The organism is Paenibacillus sp. BIC5C1 (assembly GCF_032399705.1).
Taxonomy (GTDB): Bacteria; Bacillota; Bacilli; order Paenibacillales; family Paenibacillaceae; genus Paenibacillus; species Paenibacillus taichungensis_A.
On sequence record NZ_CP135922.1, the window covers coordinates 5328898 to 5344883 of the forward strand.

15 protein-coding genes are annotated in these 15986 nt (G+C 44.7%); 4 read left to right on the plus strand and 11 right to left on the minus strand.

The features are described from left to right. The first annotated feature begins 12 nt into the window (after positions 1–12). Both RS891_RS23905 and RS891_RS23910 read left to right on the plus strand, forming a co-directional pair. Positions 13–1527, plus strand: a complete 1515-nt coding sequence (locus RS891_RS23905) for an ABC transporter permease (protein WP_315793384.1) — start codon at positions 13–15, stop codon at positions 1525–1527. A gap of 57 nt (positions 1528–1584) precedes the next feature. Beyond that, complete coding sequence (locus RS891_RS23910) at positions 1585–3411, plus strand: ABC transporter substrate-binding protein (protein ID WP_315793385.1); 1827 nt, start codon at positions 1585–1587, stop codon at positions 3409–3411. A gap of 77 nt (positions 3412–3488) precedes the next feature. On the opposite strand, the gene RS891_RS23915 is transcribed toward RS891_RS23910, so the two are convergent. Continuing rightward, a complete protein-coding gene (locus tag RS891_RS23915) occupies positions 3489–3980 on the minus strand; it encodes a hypothetical protein (RefSeq protein ID WP_315793386.1) in 492 nt (163 codons plus the stop codon). Between the two features lie 183 nt (positions 3981–4163). On the opposite strand from RS891_RS23915, the gene RS891_RS23920 reads away from it, so the two are divergent. Next, positions 4164–4364, plus strand: a complete 201-nt coding sequence (locus tag RS891_RS23920) for a hypothetical protein (protein WP_113053611.1) — start codon at positions 4164–4166, stop codon at positions 4362–4364. Positions 4365–4512: 148 nt separating this feature from the next. On the opposite strand, the gene RS891_RS23925 is transcribed toward RS891_RS23920, so the two are convergent. The 9 genes from RS891_RS23925 to RS891_RS23965 all read right to left on the minus strand — a co-directional run bounded on the left by RS891_RS23925 (position 4513) and on the right by RS891_RS23965 (position 13791). Continuing rightward, a complete protein-coding gene (locus tag RS891_RS23925; RefSeq protein WP_315793387.1) occupies positions 4513–5217 on the minus strand; it encodes an ankyrin repeat domain-containing protein in 705 nt (234 codons plus the stop codon). A 13-nt stretch (positions 5218–5230) separates the two neighbouring features. Next, positions 5231–6736 carry an S-layer homology domain-containing protein gene (locus RS891_RS23930; RefSeq protein ID WP_315793388.1) on the minus strand — a complete coding sequence of 502 codons (1506 nt, stop codon included), beginning with the start codon at positions 6734–6736 and terminating at the stop codon, positions 5231–5233. Between the two features lie 119 nt (positions 6737–6855). Continuing rightward, the gene (locus RS891_RS23935; RefSeq protein WP_113053609.1) at positions 6856–7548 is read right to left on the minus strand and encodes a response regulator transcription factor; all 693 of its coding nucleotides are present in this window, start codon (positions 7546–7548) and stop codon (positions 6856–6858) included. Further along, entirely contained in the window at positions 7526–9025 is a 1500-nt protein-coding gene (locus tag RS891_RS23940; RefSeq protein WP_315793389.1) for a sensor histidine kinase, read from the minus strand. Before RS891_RS23940 ends, RS891_RS23935 begins: the two co-directional genes overlap by 23 nt. 252 nt (positions 9026–9277) lie before the next feature. Next, on the minus strand, positions 9278–10015 hold the full coding sequence (locus RS891_RS23945) for a cyclase family protein (RefSeq protein WP_315793390.1): 738 nt from the start codon (positions 10013–10015) through the stop codon (positions 9278–9280). Positions 10016–10096: 81 nt separating this feature from the next. After that, positions 10097–10726: a type 1 glutamine amidotransferase family protein gene (locus RS891_RS23950; protein WP_315793391.1), complete on the minus strand. Its 630-nt coding sequence runs from the start codon at positions 10724–10726 to the stop codon at positions 10097–10099. Between the two features lie 257 nt (positions 10727–10983). Next, positions 10984–11772, minus strand: a complete 789-nt coding sequence (locus RS891_RS23955) for a hypothetical protein (protein WP_315793392.1) — start codon at positions 11770–11772, stop codon at positions 10984–10986. Between the two features lie 244 nt (positions 11773–12016). After that, a complete protein-coding gene (locus RS891_RS23960) occupies positions 12017–12568 on the minus strand; it encodes a GNAT family N-acetyltransferase (protein ID WP_113053605.1) in 552 nt (183 codons plus the stop codon). 296 nt (positions 12569–12864) lie between these two features. Continuing rightward, on the minus strand, positions 12865–13791 hold the full coding sequence (locus RS891_RS23965) for an NADP-dependent oxidoreductase (protein WP_113053756.1): 927 nt from the start codon (positions 13789–13791) through the stop codon (positions 12865–12867). Positions 13792–13971: 180 nt separating this feature from the next. Here RS891_RS23965 and RS891_RS23970 point away from each other — a divergent pair, with 180 nt between their 5' ends. Further along, a complete protein-coding gene (locus RS891_RS23970; RefSeq protein WP_315793393.1) occupies positions 13972–14850 on the plus strand; it encodes a PhzF family phenazine biosynthesis protein in 879 nt (292 codons plus the stop codon). On the opposite strand, the gene RS891_RS23975 is transcribed toward RS891_RS23970, so the two are convergent. After that, a complete protein-coding gene (locus RS891_RS23975; RefSeq protein WP_315793394.1) occupies positions 14845–15801 on the minus strand; it encodes an alpha/beta hydrolase in 957 nt (318 codons plus the stop codon). The two genes, RS891_RS23970 and RS891_RS23975, sit on opposite strands and share 6 nt — an antisense overlap. Positions 15802–15986 lie beyond the last annotated feature (185 nt).

Genomic DNA, 15986 nt, shown 5'->3' on the forward strand with positions numbered 1-15986 from the left:
AGCAGGTGCACTATGACAAAATCGGGTTCACTTACACAAGAAATGCGTTTTCGGCTTAAGTCTTCACAGGAGTACAGTCAGGCGAGCTTCGCCTGGGTCACTTCCGTTCTCTTGTCGGTGTTACTGTTGTTCAACAGTTATGACTGGAGCCTTCAGGCGTTCAGACCATTTCTGCTAACTGCGCTCGGAATCTACCTATTTTTCACGCTGGTCCAGAGTGTGCTGACGCTCCGGATTCGGAGAAGCCTGATTCGGCAGGGAACAATCTCTGTGCTGACTCGCAGACTCGCCTGGGTTCAGCTGTTTGGTATCATTTCAGGCAATATCTTTATCGTGACGGCCGCTTTTCATCTGATCAAGAAAACAAAGAGCATTGAGTATACATTTGCGGTGTATATGCTACTGACCCAGCTGTTCGTTATTGGGGTCTCGGCACTCAATATGTTTAAACCGTATGTTGCGGATACGTTTTTGCCAGCTATGGCTGTGCTCGTACTTGTGCTTGTCATTGATATGATTGTGCTGTTTATCGTATCCCGGTATACCTCAGCCTCGATCATCCCACGCTGGATGTTGGGCGTGAGCACGATCCTCATTCTGACTTCGGTCACAGGGAATGTATTCGCACTGCTGCTGGGTATCTCCATCATTGGACGAATCCGCAGACAGGGTAAACAGAAATCCAACTTCTGGAATGATCTGTGGGAGCGTCTTGCTCCAAATGTCACGGCCATGTCCGGTTTGTTTTTTATCATCTTCCTGTTCTCGATATCGATTTGCAGCTTCTTTACTTTTGATTACAGCATGGCTGTAGAAAATAACTACTCGGCCTTGCTTCAATCCCCATCGCTCGCCTATCCCTTGGGAACAGATGACTTTGGACGATGTTTATTTTCCCGGATTGTATTCGGCGCCCGTATATCGTTGATCGTAGGCTTCATGTCGACTCTGATCCCGGTTCTGATAGGCGGTATTCTCGGAGCATTCTCGGGATTCTATGGAAGACACACGGACAATATCATCATGCGACTGCTGGATATCCTCTATGCCATTCCGGGTATTCTGCTCGCCATTGCCATCATTGCGGCGTTCGGGGCCAACACGGTCAATCTTATTCTGGCACTCAGCCTGGGCTCAATCCCAACTTATGCACGAACCATGAGGGCCAGTGTGCTCTATGTATCTACGTTTGAATTTGTTGAAGCTGCACGTGCACTGGGTTACAACAATCGCTCCATTATTTTCAAACATATTATTCCGAACTCGCTCGCACCCATGATTATCAAGTCCACACTTACGATCGGCGGAGCGGTCATTGCCACCAGCAGTCTGAGTTATTTGGGGCTCGGTGTGGAGCCGCATATTCCCGAGTGGGGCAACATTCTCAAGCTGGGCAGCACATATCTGGAAACCCATTCGTATCTGGCCATCTATCCAGGTCTTGCGATCATTCTGCTTGTTCTCTCGTTCAACTTTCTGGGTGACGGACTGCGCGATGCGCTTGATCCGAAGCTGGAAAAGGCTTAACCGATTCTCAGCTCAATTTGATTTCCATTGATTATGAACTTATCTGGAGGTATTTTCATGAAAAAGCGTATGCTGATAGCACTACTATTAACTTTTGTCCTTGTGGTCTCCGGTTGCAGTGTGAAGACCAAGACGGAATCCCAGTCCGAAACCGCACCATCGGACACAGCAGAAAACACACAAAACCAAAAACCGGTTGACATCGAATTACTGGCTCAGAGCTCTTCCGAAAATGACGTGAACATTATCCGGGACCAACTCACCAAGAATGGCTTCAATGTTAAGCTGAACCTGCAGCCGGATTACGGCAGCTACAAATCCCAGCAGGATGCAGGCAATTATGACATTGCGCTGTCCAGTTGGACAACGGTAACCGGGAATCCGGATTACGCAGTTCGTTCACTCTTCAAGACAGGCGGAGACTACAGCATCCTGGCTGATGAAGAAATCGATAAACTCATTGACCAGGCTGCTACCCAGACTCCGGACGAATACAAGGATACGTATAAACAATTGGAGGACCGCTTGGTAACCGACCAAGCCTATATCGCTCCGCTGTACATTTCCCTGAAAAGTCAGGCTGTGAACAAAGACATTCTCAATGCAGACACCGTTCGCTTGTCCAAATCCCGCGCCATGGCATGGGAACCGATTGAATTCAAAGACAGCTCCAAAAATACAAAAGAACCATTAATTCTGACACAAACCGCTTCTGTCCTGACTTCCCTTGACCCGATCAAAGGAAATGACGGTTCCATCAACCAACTGAACACCAACATGTATGTACGTCTCGTTAACCTGACAGATGACGATCAACTTACACCAGAAGGTTCCCTCTCCCACAATTTCAGCATTGCTGAGGGGAACTCGGAGTATTACTTCATTCTCAGAGACGATATCAACTTTGCCAAGATTGAACATAAAAAAGCGGTAGATACGGGAGAACGCGTCGGTGCAGATGACGTCATCTTCTCTCTCGATCGCGCCAAAAACAAAGATTCCGTACCCGATCACCGGACATACAGTCTTCACGAACATATCAAGGAAGCCGAGTTGGTAACCGATCTGGGTGCCTTGGAATCCGTTCAGCAATCCAGTGGCAGCGGTACGGTTAAAGACGCATTGGAGCAAGGGCTTGGCACCAAAATTACCGAACTGGTTACGGACAAAAACAAAGCCGATAACGCTGCCGGGAAGTATCAGGTTGTAAAACTCACAACCACGGAACCTTTCCCGCAAGTATTGAACTATCTGGCTCACCAATCTGCTGGCATTGTGTCCAAAAAGCAGGTTGAGAGCATCAATACGTATGATGTTGCTTCGTTTGACGTGAATAAAGACATTCCTTACGGCGATCAGAATACTGTGACTGAAGGCGCTGCGTACAACAACACCCTGTATGCCAGCGGCCCATATATCTTGGCATATAAAAATGATTACGAAGGTGTATTCTATCAGAATCCCGGCTACCGTAAAGGCTCCGAATATGCACCCAAAATCTCTCAGGTGAATGTTCGGTTTATCTCCGATGCTGACAGTGCATTGTCTGCTCTTCGCAGCAGTGAAATCCACCTGTACTACGGAGTGTCTGAAACAAAGTATGACATCATCAAAAATGACAGCAAATTGCAATTGCAGAGCATTCCGAGCAATGCGGTTTCCTATCTGTTGTTCAACACAGCCAACCGGGAAGTTGCCAAGAGCAGTGACCTGAGAAAATCCGTGCTCTATTCCATTAATCAGGATGACATTTTGCAGTTCTACAAAAACAACAAACTTAAGTCATATTCTACAGTAAGTCCACTCGTGCAGACCGGGAATGAATTGAAATCCGATCCGGCAAAAGTGAAAGAATTTTTGAGCGCATACCAAGCTTCCAAGTAACAATAAAGATAAACGGCTGCCACCCGGATCAATCCAGGATCCGGATGACAGCCGTTTTATTTTATTGAAAGAATACACTATGATGAGCAGTCTGCCTGATACTTTCGCTGTACGCAGGGCAACAGAGTGACGATCTGGATCCCCACTCCCCAGGCAAAATAGACAAGATGGATGACAGATACTTGCTGGATCCAGTAAACCTGTATCATAATCCAGATGATCAGAGCAAATCCCGTATATAAGGAGAACGTCCATCCCCAGTATTGATTCGAGTAGAGATTCAGTTTTTCACCTATTTCCCAGTGAGTGCGACGAAGGAGTGAAATGGCAATGATCATTGGCATAACACCAAGAACCAACAATAGTATAATCCCGGGGATCAAAAAACTGCCAAACGGGGATTGTTCCAACAATGAATTCGGCATGTTGACAAGGTTTCCCGATGGATCAATAATGAGTGCTCCCCCTCCAATGATCGCACCAATGGCCAGTAACCCCTGCATCATAATGAGCGCCCACGACCTTCCCGGTCCACATTCACGCTTCATTCCATCAGCACTAGTTCTCATCCCTCACCCTCCAGACATGATACAGATTTTACTGAACGTTCTATTCCATTTTCACATATGGAAAAGGCTGAATCCTGTGCTCTTTCTCACTAAAATCGTCCAAAAAATTCGATTATGGTAAAACTTGATAAAAGAACGTACGTTCGGTATAATAGAGATATACTTAATGAGCGAGAGGCAGATATGGACGACAAATTTATTAAGGAACTACGCGAGATTAGCCGGGACGACAGACGAAGATCAGAATTTATGATCCAGGGCATGAAAGAAACACTACAGGGAAGAAAAGAAGAAAGTATATTCAAACGCTGGATTCGGCGTAAGAAGACAGAGAAGAAAATTTCACAACGATTCAATCAGGATCCCTCTTCGGATCAAAAGTAACCACATAAAAAGGAGGCGTAGTACGCCTCCTTTATTATTTATATGAATGCCTATTCGTCTAGACGTTGTATGGATTGGATACTTCTTCTAGTTCACATTCTCTACCCTGGAGCAAGAAAATTGAATTATGCAAAATAAAAACGTTACTTCATTTCGCACCAGCCCGGACCAAAATCGCTTCGATTTCCTTGAAGCCTTTATTCTTAGCATGAATAAGCGGTGATACACCATCACGATCTGAAAGGTTTACGTCTGCTCCATGATCAATGAGTAATTTGATCGTCTGCTGCTGTCTTTTATTGCCATCGTTTAGAATGATCGCTTCCAACAGAGCTGTCCATCCCAATTGATTAATATGGTCCACATTCACTGAAGTTTGGGTCAGCAATTCTCGTACCACATCCACATATCCATGCTCCGATGCTGGAATAAGTGCAGTTCCTCCATATCGATTTGTTATCGCTGGGTCGGCTCCCGCCTCAATCGTCAGCTTCAAAATATCTAAGTATCCTTCGGCGCCAGCGTACAAAAACGGGTTATTCTTCATATCATCCTGTACATTAACATCTGCACCCGCTTCAATCAACATTGTGGCTGATGCCAGATCATTGTTGTACGTTGCAATCATAACAGCTGTTCTTCCGCTCTGATCCTGAGCATTGATATTGGTACCCTCTTGAATCCATTTTTCAATACTTTCGGTGTCTCTTTCCTCAGCTGCCTTCAACAACAGCTCTTCCGGTGAAGTCGATAACGTCTCCTCCACCTTCGGGACGTTGCTCACTTCAGGCCCGCAGCCTTGAACGACGAACATACTGGTTATTAGGATAATCATCATCAGCGACTTATTCATACTGCCTCCCTTACTACAGTGTCACTGTTACCGTAGAAGCGACACTCCAATCCCCAACTGGACTTATTGTATAGGTCGTGCCTGGGATTAACTTACCATCATTAACAATGTCGAATACACCTGTGGCGCCTTTCCGACTTGAATATTTATATGTCGCTGTCAGAACGTCACCGTTAGGTGATGTTAGTGTCACACTTCGACCGGAGAACAGTTCATCTCCAGGATCTTTTGCCAGCGTAACTTCAATTGAAGTTTCACTCACAACTTGGGAACTCGCAACCTCCAACGAATCGAACGACCTTGCGGTGAATGAAGCGTTATTGATGTTCGCCCAGTCAGAAGAAACCGTATATGTCACACCGGATTGCAATGTTTGTCCTTCTGGCAAACGGAATTTCGGTTCTTGTTTACCATCTGTCGATTGCGTGAACGGAACATATTTGGCAACGATTGGCTCGCCACCTTCTGGCGTAATCATAACTTGTCTTGCCTGCAAGGAGGAGATAATTTGATATGTTTTTCCTCCTGCTTGTTCTTGGTCATTCAACACAAACGCATTAGCCCCTCGACCACCGCTGTATGCTGAAATGATATAGCCATAATCCACTACACCGTTCGCTTGCAGTGCTTCAATCTCGAACGTATCATTCGTTATTTGACTAGCCGTCGTCATGTTTAGTTTTGTACCACTGCCTTCAAAGGAACCAGCATCTTGGCCTTTATAAGTGAGACTGTATACTTCACCTGCATGTTGAACGGACGTTGGAACGATGTAGGTTGCGATGGACCCTGTTTTCAGACGAGGCATGTTGGTCAATGACAACCCACCACTGAGCGCAAAATCGGTTTGTGCCTTAGCAAATACTTCATCCGCTGCTGTCAGAGGCTTGTCGAACGTCACAATTAAGGTAATGGCATTGAGCGATCTAACGCTCTGTATTTGAGCCTGCCCCGAAGGAATAGCCTGGTGGGCCGTTTGCAACAGTACCGCTGCTTCCCCGCGTGTGGTCGAACCGTTCTCGGAATAGAACGTGCTCATCCAATGGTGAACGGATTTCACATCACGCTGCATCGCTTTGGATACAACCTGTTCCAGTTCTGCATCCGTCACTTGACTGTTCGGATTGAATTGCCCATTATTTTCCTGCATGATGCCAAGTTCAACGAGCTTTGATGCATACGGTGCGTACCACGCGTTAGCATTAACGTCCGTTAATTCAACACTTTCTCCTGTCTTGCCCTCCAGATTAAACGTTTTGAATACCAGTGTTGCTAATTCCGCGCGGGTAATGGCTCTATGTTCACCCATGGATTGATCGGCATATCCGTTCATGATCCCCAAGCTGTTCAGTGTCTTGATGGCAGCCTCAATCTGCTGGTTGGTAAGCTGTGTCGCTGTAGCTGCAACGTTGGTAACATATGTAGCTGCATGGACGTGATTGGTAGTTAGCGGGAATACTGCTGTGCCTAATGCAGTTATCGTTAAAAATGTAGCCATTTTTCGGGTTATAGGATTCATATTTGAATTCCTCCTCTATAGGTTGAAGTTGCCTGTATCTATAGAGTAGAGGACAAAAAGAAACTCCCAAGGACAAAAATATTAACAAAATATAAACTGAATCTAATTTTTCTCGAAACTTATATGGTGAACCGGTAGCCCGCACCCCAGACGGTCTCAATGTACTCCGGATTTTTGGGATCTGCCTCCAGCTTCCCACGCAGTTTGCGAATATGGACGGTAACCGTCGCAATATCTCCGCTGGAATCCATGCCCCAGATCCGCTCGAACAGATCGGCTTTGCTGAATACACGGTTGGGATGACTCGCAAGAAATACGAGTAGATCGAATTCCTTGGTTGTAATTGCTACCTCTTCACCATTAGCAAAAACGCGGCGCGCTCCCTTGTCGATATGAAGCCCACGAATGTGGATTTCATCTTGTTCAGCTGGTTTGCTTTTTCCAAGCAGTCTCTCATATCGGGTCAAATGAGCCTTCGCTCTTGCAACCAACTCGCTTGGGCTGAACGGCTTTGTAATAAAATCATCAACACCCAAATTAAACGTTCTAATCTTATCGATCTCCTCCTTTTTCGCGGAGACGACAAGGATTGGCACCTCTTTCACTTCACGAATGCGTCTGCAACATTCGAAGCCGTCCAGTCCCGGAAGCATCAGATCAACGATAATCAGATTGTAACTTCCCTCCAGAGCCAGCTTCAGTCCTTCATCTCCGGTATGGCAGAGCTCCACAGAAAACCCGTTGAGTTCGAAATAATCCCGTTCCAGTTCCGCAATCGTTGTTTCATCCTCAATAATCAAAATGTTTGTCATTTCCCTTTAGTCCCTCCTTTTCATTGAGCCGTTGAAGTTTGATATAAATGATCGTGCCGTCTTTCGGTTTACTTTCGGCCCAGATGAAGCCTCCGTGTCCATCAATGATTTGGCGGGCTATCGCCAGCCCCAATCCACTTCCACCTGTTGAGGAATTGCGGGATTGCTCTGCCCGATAAAAGCGTTCAAATATATAAGGCAGCGCCTCTTCCGGTATTCCTCTGCCATTATCCTTAAAGGCTATCGTAATCCATTCGTCATCTGCTTGAAGTGTAATCCCGAATTGTTTTTGTTCATTCTCCATATATTTGAGGGCATTATCCACCACATTGACAACGGTGCGTTTTAATTTATCCAGATCTACAGACGCCATGACCGGACCAGATGCCCGATTGTCCCAATCCAAAGCCACCCCTTTGTCCTCCAGATCGTATCTGAGCTCTTCAATGCTATCTTCCAGGAAATCGACAAGGTCTACTATTTTAAACAGGAAAGGTTCCTGATTCAAGTCGAGCTTTGAATACAGAAACAGTTCATCCACCAACTTATCCATACTAACTGCTTTGGAGTGAATGATATTGACGTATGTCTCCATTTTTTCCGGAGTGTTGGCCACTCCATCACGAATTCCCTCAATATAACCTTTAATATTGGTGATTGGTGTACGAAGGTCATGCGAAATATTGGAGATGAGCTCTCTGCGGTTCGCTTCGTCTTGCTGTCGCAAATCATTGGAGCGCTGCAATTGAGTCCGCATGCTTTCGAACGCTTCACTGAGTTGTCCCACTTCATCATTGGAGCTAAGTTGAAGCTTGAAGGACAGATTCCCATCTTTAATATGCTCGGCTGAGCTCCGCAGTTGATTCAAAGGCTTAATGAAGCTGCGAGTGATCCAGCGGAATAAGAGCAGGTTTGCGATGATGAGAACGCCGATGAGCAGAAGTGACATCACAGGCAGCAGTTTGCGAGTAAGCTCTGCAAATGGGCTTCTCTCACGAATAACGAAGATACTTCCTCTTTCTCCATCTGAATATTGAAAATCAAATTTCGCATATGCATAGAATCGCTCACTAATGTTAAAGGTGCTGCGAATCTGATAATTGTTGAGATCATACGCAGGCAGTGCTTGCTTCAGTTCCGGCTGGTTGAAGGTCAGCGATTCGAAGATCTGGCTATTCTCCCGTCTGATGTAAAGCCCGGATTTCTCGGCTCGAAGCTTCATGTCGTACTCACGCAGCAAAACCTTGTTCTGCAGCTCGTCGGGATCATTTTTGGCCAGAAACTTCATCTCTTGAAAGATCGATTCTCCCTGTTCCGTGAGTGGATTCACCTGATAATGTACTTTGTAAATATCGCGAAAACCCTGCAGATCGCCTGTTGCCGCAATCGTATACAGACTGGCCGTAAGCAGGATGAACAGCAGACTTATGACAAGCATGCCCGTAAAGGACAGCAACATTTTTATTCGAATGGACATGGTATCCCCTTCTTAATCATGCTATTGGGTTAGTTAGTGCACATGTTAACACAAGATTGATCCAAATGCCCATAGGAGTATTCCATATCAGCAGTTCTGCCTGAACAGAAGAAAACCCAAGGTCGTAAAAATGACCTGGGTTTCTTAACAATCAGAGGAGGGATACACCTCCTCCCTGTTATTTACTTATGCGAATCATTCAGTTTGAACTGTGTCTGAGTCCATTGCGATATATCTATGTTCAACCCTGATTTACGGAAGTATGGCAAACGAGCGCACTGGAAAGCCGGACGCCTTTTCGGCCTTTGGTACGATATTGAAGATCACCGCACCTTTGGCTGGTACCTGATCCAGATTCGTTAACAGCTCTACCTGATATGTATCTTGGGCAAGTACATAATATTCTGCGAGAAGTGCCCCATTCTTTTGATAATCCACGGCTGAATCGGTGTCGAAAGTTTCATGGCCAATCGCCTGTATTTTTCTTTCCTCGAACAAAAACATTAGTGCACTGACTGACCATCCCGGTGCATGACTGTTTCCCTTAGCATCCTTGTTGTCGAATGCTTCATGACTGGGCCAGCGTTTGCTCCAATCGGTGCGCAGTGCTACAAAGCTGCCAGCTTCAATAACGCCATGCTCTTTTTCAAACTCAAGAATATGCTCGACATCCAGTGTAAAATCCGGATTGCTCTCTACAGCCACAGATTGATCAATGACCACCAGCGGTAGTACAAGCTCCTTCAACCCCAATTCATCGAGATACCGGGTATCCCTCACAAAGTGAATTGGCGCATCCAGATGCGTACCATATTGACCAGGAAATCTGAAACTCTGGGCAAAGAAACCTTGATCGTGATTAAACAACGTATCGAATTGTGCCGCATCAAAAGCCGAGAAATGTGGAGATTGCGGTCCAAACGTATGGGTCAGATCCACCCACTTCTTTTCTTTTAATAATTGAATCGCTTGAATGAGCTCATTGGACATCCGAATCACCTCATCATAGAATGGAATAAATTGTTACTATTATATCTTATTCCACTCCATGCGAAAATATCGAAATGTCAGTTATTTGATAGAATTCATTAACTCGAAGAAGTATTTTGGTTCATGAGTCTGATATAGATTGAACCACGAATCTAAAGTCTCCAGTGTAAATACATCCAGCACCTTCAATACATGCATCGCAAATTCCAACGGAGCTGTGCCCGGTGCTGTAACTAAATTATCATCCGTTACGGCCGGTGCCATTTCATAGTATTTTTCTCCAATGTAATGAGGACAAATCATTTTCAAATATTCCAGATCGTTGCTTGTATGCCTTCTGGAGTCCAGCAATCCCATCCTTGCAAGTCCAACGGTTGCACCACATATTGCCGCAACAATATGACCTTTTTCCAAAGATACCGAAGCTTTTTTCAATACAGGCTCGTGAATGGATTCCATCCAAGTATTCCCGCCTGGAAGAATCAACACATCCGTACTTTCCAACATACACTCATCAACAGAAATGCAAGGTAATATTTCCAATCCTCCCATCGTAGTCACCGGACTTTTATCAACACCAACAGTAACCACCTCTATTGGTGCCAGCCCTTTCCTAAAATACCTTCCCGAGTTTAGTTCAGCAATTAAATAGCCAACCTCCCAGTCTGACATCGTATCAAATACATAAAGATATGCTTTTTTGGTATGCATCGTGCACTCCCCCTTCTAGTCGATACCCCTATTATAAAAAAACTTTACTGACATCTTCCGTCAGTAAAGTTTTTTGAATTTGATAATAATCATATAGTCGGTTCAATTCCTTTTTGCTTCAGACTAATGGGTCCGATGACTTGAACAGATTTGCCGTAGGGTAAAAAGTAAATAGGTACGTATAAATTGCTTGAAATGTCACTTTCATTAAAGTCTCTTATGCTATATCAGATACACCCTGTTTGATCACTATGTCCTCAAACTCTGTTTATATAAAATGATTCGAACTCACCAACAGAGTCGAACTTGTTGATAGATACACCTTCTCTTTTTAACTGCTTCTCTAATTGATCTATAAGCTGTATGACGGCTAATCGCAACGGTTCAAAATCGTTTGGATCCAACAATGCTATCAGATCTGGATACCCATAATTAGCGTAAAATTCGCGATGCTCACCCAAGTCAATAATGCCAGGCCAGCGTCCCTTTTCCGCCGCATACAATATTCGGGATAACCCGTCTTGCAACCCAATAGCAACGAAGAAGGCTGTTTCGTAATGGCCTTTTTCGCACGCGGTTAACAGTTTATTCATCATACCTTTTTCCTCTTCATAGTACCCCTGCAGTTGCTCTTTATAAGAGCGAGTCTCTTCTTGGCTGTTTTGTCGCTCCGATATGAGACAAAGTGTATCCGCTGTCAAATTCTCGCACGCTGATACTATTTCATCTGGAGAACGGCTGAACATAATGGTATCAAGGTATGGGTCTAGTTTATCCGGTTTAATGGAGAGATTTCTAACTTGCTCACGATAGTGACCCCAACTCCGCTTATAGTAAATTTGGTTCAAAAAACCAAGCGACTTGAAAATGTTTCCCGCAATCTCTTGAGCGTGGGTTCGACAATACGACAGATCCTTGTTTTTTTTGGAAAGACGCATTTTAGCTATGCTTATAAAACATTCCTTTAATACGGATTCAGCTTTGCTGATCATATCCGATGTTTTGGATTTACTCCCCATGTTGGATATCGTTTCGCGAAGTTCCATGAATCTGGCTAGTTCATCATCTGATCGGACATATAACAATTCATACAAATTTTGGGATAACTGTCTTATTCGAGACCTAGTACCAAGACCCCTTTTAGAGGATCATTTCTGAGAGTTACATTTGAAAATGAACATCATTAAAACTGAGCACCAACTAAAGAAATCATTCAGCCTACATCCCGCCTCGAGTTAAATTTTCATTTTCCGTTATTCAAAAAAAGGCTACCACTAGGGTAGCCTACTCTCATATCTTCATTTTCGAGTATTCACTTTTAGTCAAACCATAGAGATATTCATCGTAATGCTGTCCATTAGTGAATACCATATCTCTGAGTTTCCCTTCTTGGACAAATCCAAGACGCTCATGAAGTTCTAATGAACCTTCATTAAAAGCATAAACATGTGCGGTAACTTTCTGATATCGTAGTTCCTCAAAGTAATATCGCAACAATATTTTTATAGCTTCTGAAGCATAACCATTGCGCCAGAATTCTCTAAAGATAGCAACACCGTAAGTAAAAGTTCCATTTCGGGTATCACAGTTATTCGAACTTATACTTCCCACTAATACTCCATCAAAAGTCTCGACTGCGAGCATAATTTTATCCCCATCAGGACCACGGGATGCCCGGTGTTCAGCCCAAGCTTTTGTACCCTCTTCCGATCTTGGGAAATTTATTACATCGCAAAGTCTAGCACAGTCAGAATCAGAATCATTATTGTGGAACTTATCCCAATCAGTTGGGAGAATTGCACGTAATCTTACTTTATGACCTGTCCAAATATTATTTTTCATTATAGATCCTCCTAAGGTTTATTTACTTCTACCTCACTCATATCTGAATTAAGGCGGAGATCTGGCCTTGGGATCTAAGTCTTCATAGACTACATCGTTCTCATTCCTTTCAACACTTACATCAAGTATATACCGTAATATTCCATTACTTCAAATTATATTATTCATTTGCTCTCTTTTCCGCAAAAAAAATACACCTCCTAAATTATTACTGACTCCCCATAAGGTTATGTCCAATGTAAATTTTAGGAGGTGTACATTTGATCAAATTCTATCTTAAACATTTAACGTTAATCCTAATCTACTCGAATGACCAGTTTCCCGCGTGTATGATGGGTCTCGCTTTTTTCGTGCGCTTCACGCAGTCCTTGTTCACTCAAGGGGTATGTCTCATCAATGATGGGTCTCAGCTTGCCCTCAGCAGCGAGCTCAGCCAACTGATCGAGTTGGTCTCCTTTGGGTTCCATCATGAACACGTTGGCCGTTACACCAGCTTCCTTAGCCAGCGTTTCATCCGGCTGTTCCACAAGCGATACCAGATGTCCACCGGCCTTCAATACCTTGAAGCTATTACGCTGAATGTCGCCACCCATCGTATCCAGCACGACATCATACCCGGAGAGAATCTCCGAGAAGTCTTCTTTTTTATAATTGATAAAATGGTCCACTCCCAGCGAACGAAGCAATTCCTCATTCGATTCACTCGCCGTGGAAGCCACTTCAGCGCCAAGATATTTGGCAATTTGAATGGCATAGGTTCCTACACCACCCGCTCCCGCGTGAATGAGAACCTTCTGCCCTTTGGCAAGCCGCCCATGGTCGACAAGTGCCTGCCATGCCGTCATGGCGGCTAGCGGTATGGCAGCTGATTCCTCAAAGCTCAGATTTTCCGGAATACGGGCAATGATATCCGCATCCACAGCTACATATTCTGCATAGGTCCCGAAATGACGAGGACGGGCAAATACGCGATCTCCCGCTCTGAACCTTGCGACATTCGAACCCGCTTCAGTCACCGTACCGGCAACATCCCCGCCCAATATTAGTGGGAAAGAATCCGCCGCCTCTTTCATATGACCTTGTCTGACTTTGAAATCCACCGGGTTCACAGAAGTAGCATGAATGCGGATTAGCACCTGATTCACTCCACATGCTGGCTTGGGCATTTCCATTTCCTTCAATTGTTCCGCTCCACCGAACTTTTCAATCACAATTGCTTTCATTAGAGATTCCAGCCTTTCCATAGCATTATCGTTATACTCTCCTTCTTCATTACCCTTCCCGGTATTTCATTTGACCTATCATCATGAATTCGCAGAGGTTTGGGTTCACAGTCCCGATTAGGAACCGTGATATAATGTAGAACTGTTGAACCTAAATAACTGAACAAGCGAGGTAGCAATGTGGACATTGAAGTAAGTACGTTACATGCATTTTCGGATAAACCTTTAGGCGGAAATCCCGCAGGAGTTGTTTTACAAGCAGGACACTTGTCCGACCCCCAGATGCAGGAGATTGCCAGACAAGTTGGATTCTCAGAGACCGCGTTTGTGATGCCATCGGACCAGGCTGATTTCAAAGTTCGTTACTTCACCCCTAGTGATGAAGTTGATCTATGTGGACATGCAACGATTGCCTTATTTTATTTAATGAACGCACAGCATATCGTTGAGGTAGGTACATACACGATGGAGACGTTAGCCGGAATACTTGAAGTGGATGTCCAAAACAATGGTGAAGTCTATCTGTCTCAGACGCTTCCGGAGTTTGGAGATATCGTTGACCGACAAGACATTGCAGATTCTCTGGGTATTTCTACACATGATTTACACGCCGAATTACCTGTACAGATCGTGTCTACCGGATTGCGCGATATCTTGATTGGGGTTAACCATGTTGATGTGCTGTCAAAAATCAATCCTGACTTTCAGCTTATCGCAGAAATTAGCAAAGCTAACCATGTCGTAGGTTATCATGTGTTTGCACTTGAACCAGATAAAGAAATCCCTCTGGCAGAATGCCGGAATTTTGCTCCCCTTTACGATATCCCTGAAGAGAGCGCAACGGGTACTTCTAACGGTGCTTTACTCTGTTATTTACATAAATACAACCAACTATCAGATTCCCACGATACAACCTATACGATTAAACAAGGATACACCATGAACCGCCCTTCGGAGATTCGAGCCAGATTAACGCTGGGCATTGCCAATGAAATTACAAAGATTCAAGTGGGCGGGGTCGCGGTTCATATCAAGAACATTCAAATCCAACTTTCATAAATGTTGCGCTTCAATTTTATGTAAAAATCGTAACACGGCTTCTTCCAATTGATTCAGCCCTGGCTGTTCTATAGGGAAGTGGCCCGTTCCTTCCAACACTACGCATTCCTTTTCCACCTTCAATCGATCAAAAAAAGATTGGCTGAACCGTAATGGTGTCATCGGGTCCAGTTCGGGGTGAACCAGCAGTACAGGACATTGGTCAAACTGTTCCGGATCTACCTCCGGCTTCTTATTCAGGAAGGTTCTTAATAGTTCCAACGGGACACGTGTCGCTGCCGCCTGTGAATCATTCATAATGAGTCGGGTTAACTCCGGATTATTGGTAATCAGCTGCATACGCGATACTTGCTTCACAGAGATACGTATATGATCCAGTAAAGCCGGAAACTGATCCATCATACGTTTGCCCCATCGGCTCACCAGACGGTTTGGTGCAAGCTGATCTCGCATATCCGCATCACTCGTGTCCACAAATGTCGTTGCGATCAGGCCTTGTACGTGCTCACTGCGTGCACTCGTGTGATAAGCCAGCATGCCTCCGATGCTGCTTCCCAACGCCATGATCGGCTTGCCGTCTTTTCTAAATTCCCAAGCAGCGAGTGAAACAAGCAGCTTGATCCATAGTTCATAATTGAGACGTGTCCCAGGCAACGGATAGCTCAGTCCATACGGTGGAAGATCTGGCGATACTACCTCATAGCCTCGGAGCTGCAACATTCGAGCATAAGGCGCGAGCAACCTGCCATTGCCTCCAGCTCCGTGAATGAACAGAATTTTGATCGGCGAATCGGGCGCGGGCAGACGATCGATGTGCAGATGAACCCCGTTCGATTCCCACCACTCTTCTTCAGGATTCGCATGGTCCCCTAGCCTGAATTGTTCCGGGAAGAAGGTTTGATACTGTTTCCAATAATGATGTGATGAATGATATGAAGGCAGATTATTCATATTGACATTCTCCTCTTGTCATAGATCAGTCCGTTCGGATTGAATGAGCATGATCCTATATAGCCAAAAAAGGCCGTGCATTGCACGGCCTTACATTAAGCCTACTTCCATAAGTATACTTCTTTGTATAACAGTCTTCATACATCTGTCAATAAAGGGATGGTACATTCCCCGGTACAATAAAC